Annotated in this window: 3 protein-coding genes; all 3 read right to left on the bottom strand. The window is 52.7% G+C overall.

Annotation, left to right across the window (positions count from 1 at the left end):
* Positions 1-673: Clp protease N-terminal domain-containing protein (locus KQJ18_RS23240; RefSeq protein ID WP_275945715.1), on the bottom strand; the 673-nt coding region annotated here is incomplete at its 3' end.
* Positions 674-802: 129 nt separating this feature from the next.
* Positions 803-1,534, bottom strand: coding sequence for a purine nucleoside phosphorylase YfiH (gene yfiH / locus KQJ18_RS23235; protein WP_110497124.1), 732 nt, complete (start codon positions 1,532-1,534; stop codon positions 803-805).
* A complete protein-coding gene (rluD, locus tag KQJ18_RS23230) occupies positions 1,531-2,511 on the bottom strand; it encodes a 23S rRNA pseudouridine(1911/1915/1917) synthase RluD (protein ID WP_038642740.1) in 981 nt (326 codons plus the stop codon). Before rluD ends, yfiH begins: the two co-directional genes overlap by 4 nt.
* Between the last annotated feature and the right edge of the window lie 22 nt (positions 2,512-2,533).

Here is a 2,533-nt window from a genome sequence, read left to right as displayed (position 1 = left end):
TGATAATACGCTGCGCCAGCCCTTCAACGATGGCGGTTTTACCGACGCCAGGTTCACCAATCAACACCGGGTTATTTTTAGTACGACGTTGCAGCACCTGAATGGTGCGGCGGATTTCTTCATCACGACCGATAACCGGATCGAGCTTGCCCTGTTCGGCGCGTTCGGTCAGATCGACGGTATATTTTTTCAAGGCCTGACGTTGGTCTTCAGCTCCCTGATCATTCACGCTTTCACCTCCACGCATTTGTTCAATTGCCTGAGTGATATTGGCGGTCGTCGCCCCTGCTGATTTTAATAAATCGGTCAGCGTACCGCGTGACTCAAGCGCCGCCAGAACGAACAGTTCTGACGAAATAAAGTTGTCCCCTCTTTTTTGCGCCAGCTTGTCGCAAAGATTCAGTACACGCACCAGATCCTGAGAAGGCTGCACATCACCGCCGGTGCCTTCTACCTGCGGCAAGCGGCTCAACGCCTGGTCAATGGCTGTACGTAACTGGCCGGCATTAATGCCAGCAGAGGTTAATAAAGGACGTACCGATCCCCCTTCCTGATTCAGCAAGGCGCTCATTAGATGAAGTGGTTCGATGAATTGATTGTCGTGCCCCAATGCGAGTGACTGGGCATCGGCAAGAGCAAGCTGGAATTTATTAGTAAGACGATCCAGACGCATAACTCCTCCCATAACAGGTCAAAATTGCTACTGGAGATTAAATGAGGTCATCCCTCAATTATTCAAGGTGAATGACCTGAATTATGTGAAAAGAAAATTACACGTACCGGATCGTCTTGATTCTTTAGGTTATATCAGCCAAATAAAACTTGCCATACGACCCGTGGTATTGTCGCGACGATAAGAGAAGAAAGTCTCACTTTCGCTGAAGGTGCACCGGTCACCGCCGTAGAGGTGCGTCACGCCGACATTTGCCAGACGCTGGCGCGCAAGCTGGTAGATATCCGCCAGATATTTGTCTGCGCGCGGTACAAATGCGAGGTCCGCCTGCGGATCATGCGCCATGAACGCTGCGCGGACTTCTGGCCCCACTTCAAACGCGTTCGGGCCAATCGCCGGGCCTAGCCAGGCAATAATGTTTTCAGGTTTGTCGGCAAAACACGCCACCGTCTCTTCCAGCACACCGGCGCATAATCCGCGCCAACCTGCATGGGCCGCCGCGACTTCCGTACCTGCACGATTACAAAATAGTACGGGCAGACAGTCCGCCGTCATCACCGCACACACGGTGCCTGGCGTATTGCTGTATGACGCATCCGCACGTTTGGAGGAGTACGGCTCGCCCGTCAGTTTCAGGACGTCCTTACCGTGGACCTGTTCCAGCCAGACTGGCTTTGAAGGCAGATTGCCCGCAGCAAACAGTCGTTTGCGGTTCTCTTCGACATGCTCCGGGTTATCGCCGCAATGGGCGCCCAAATTCAGCGAATCATAAGGCGGCATACTGATACCGCCAATACGGGTAGAACTACATGCCGCAACACCTTGCGGTAGCGGCCACTGCGGGACAATTAGCTTACTCATAACCAGGCAATATCATCCTTATGTTCTTCGAAATCAGCGCGCATCACTTCAATCAATTCCACCATATCTTGCGGAATTGGCGCATGCCATTCCATTTCGATACCGGAAATCGGGTGATACAGACGCAGCATGGTCGCGTGCAGCGCCTGACGGTCGAACTTACGCAATACGGAAATAAATTCGTCAGAAGCGCCTTTTGGTGGACGCGGACGACCACCGTAGACCGGATCTCCCACCAGCGGATGAGTGATATGCGCCATGTGCACGCGGATCTGGTGCGTACGTCCGGTTTCCAGACGCAACCGCAGACGCGTGTGCACACGGAAGTGTTCCATAATACGATAGTGCGTCACCGCCGGTTTACCCATCGGGTGTACCGCCATGTGTGTACGCTTGGTCGGGTGACGGCTAATCGGCTCTTCAACGGTTCCACCCGCTGTCATATGACCAATCGCCACGGCTTCGTACTCACGGGTAATTTCACGCAGCTGTAATGACTCCACCAGACGCGTTTGCGCCGGAACGGTTTTTGCCACCACCATTAATCCGGTCGTGTCTTTGTCCAGACGATGGACGATACCCGCGCGAGGAACATCCGCAATTGGCGGGTAGTAATGCAGCAACGCATTCAATACCGTGCCATCAGGATTGCCTGCGCCCGGATGCACCACGAGGTCACGCGGTTTGTTGATAACAAGAATATCGTCATCTTCATACACGATATCCAGCGGGATATCCTGAGGCTCAAAACGAACCTCTTCGTCAATTTCTGCATTGATGGAGACCTGCTCTCCACCCAACACTTTTTCTTTCGGTTTATCGCAAAGATTGCCATTTACCAGCACGCGCTGGTCGAGGATCCATTCTTTTATGCGCGATCGCGAATAATCAGGGAACAATTCGGCCAAAGCCTGATCTAAGCGTTGACCGAGCTGATTTTCGGAGACTGTTGCGGTGAGTTCTACTCGTTGTGCCATAAACTGCTTCTTTGTTTAACGT

This window comes from Citrobacter sp. S55_ASV_140 (assembly GCF_018919505.1).
In the GTDB taxonomy this organism is placed as follows: Bacteria; Pseudomonadota; Gammaproteobacteria; order Enterobacterales; family Enterobacteriaceae; genus Citrobacter; species Citrobacter werkmanii.
The sequence above is the reverse complement of the archived record's forward strand: the minus strand, read 5'-3'. Positions and strand labels throughout refer to the sequence as shown.

Excerpts from the sequence above, each read along its gene's own strand:
- yfiH (WP_110497124.1), bottom strand. The coding sequence starts at position 1,534 with ATGAGTAAGCTAATTGTCCCGCAGTGGCCGCTACCGCAAGGTGTTGCG.
- rluD (WP_038642740.1), bottom strand. The coding sequence starts at position 2,511 with ATGGCACAACGAGTAGAACTCACCGCAACAGTCTCCGAAAATCAGCTC.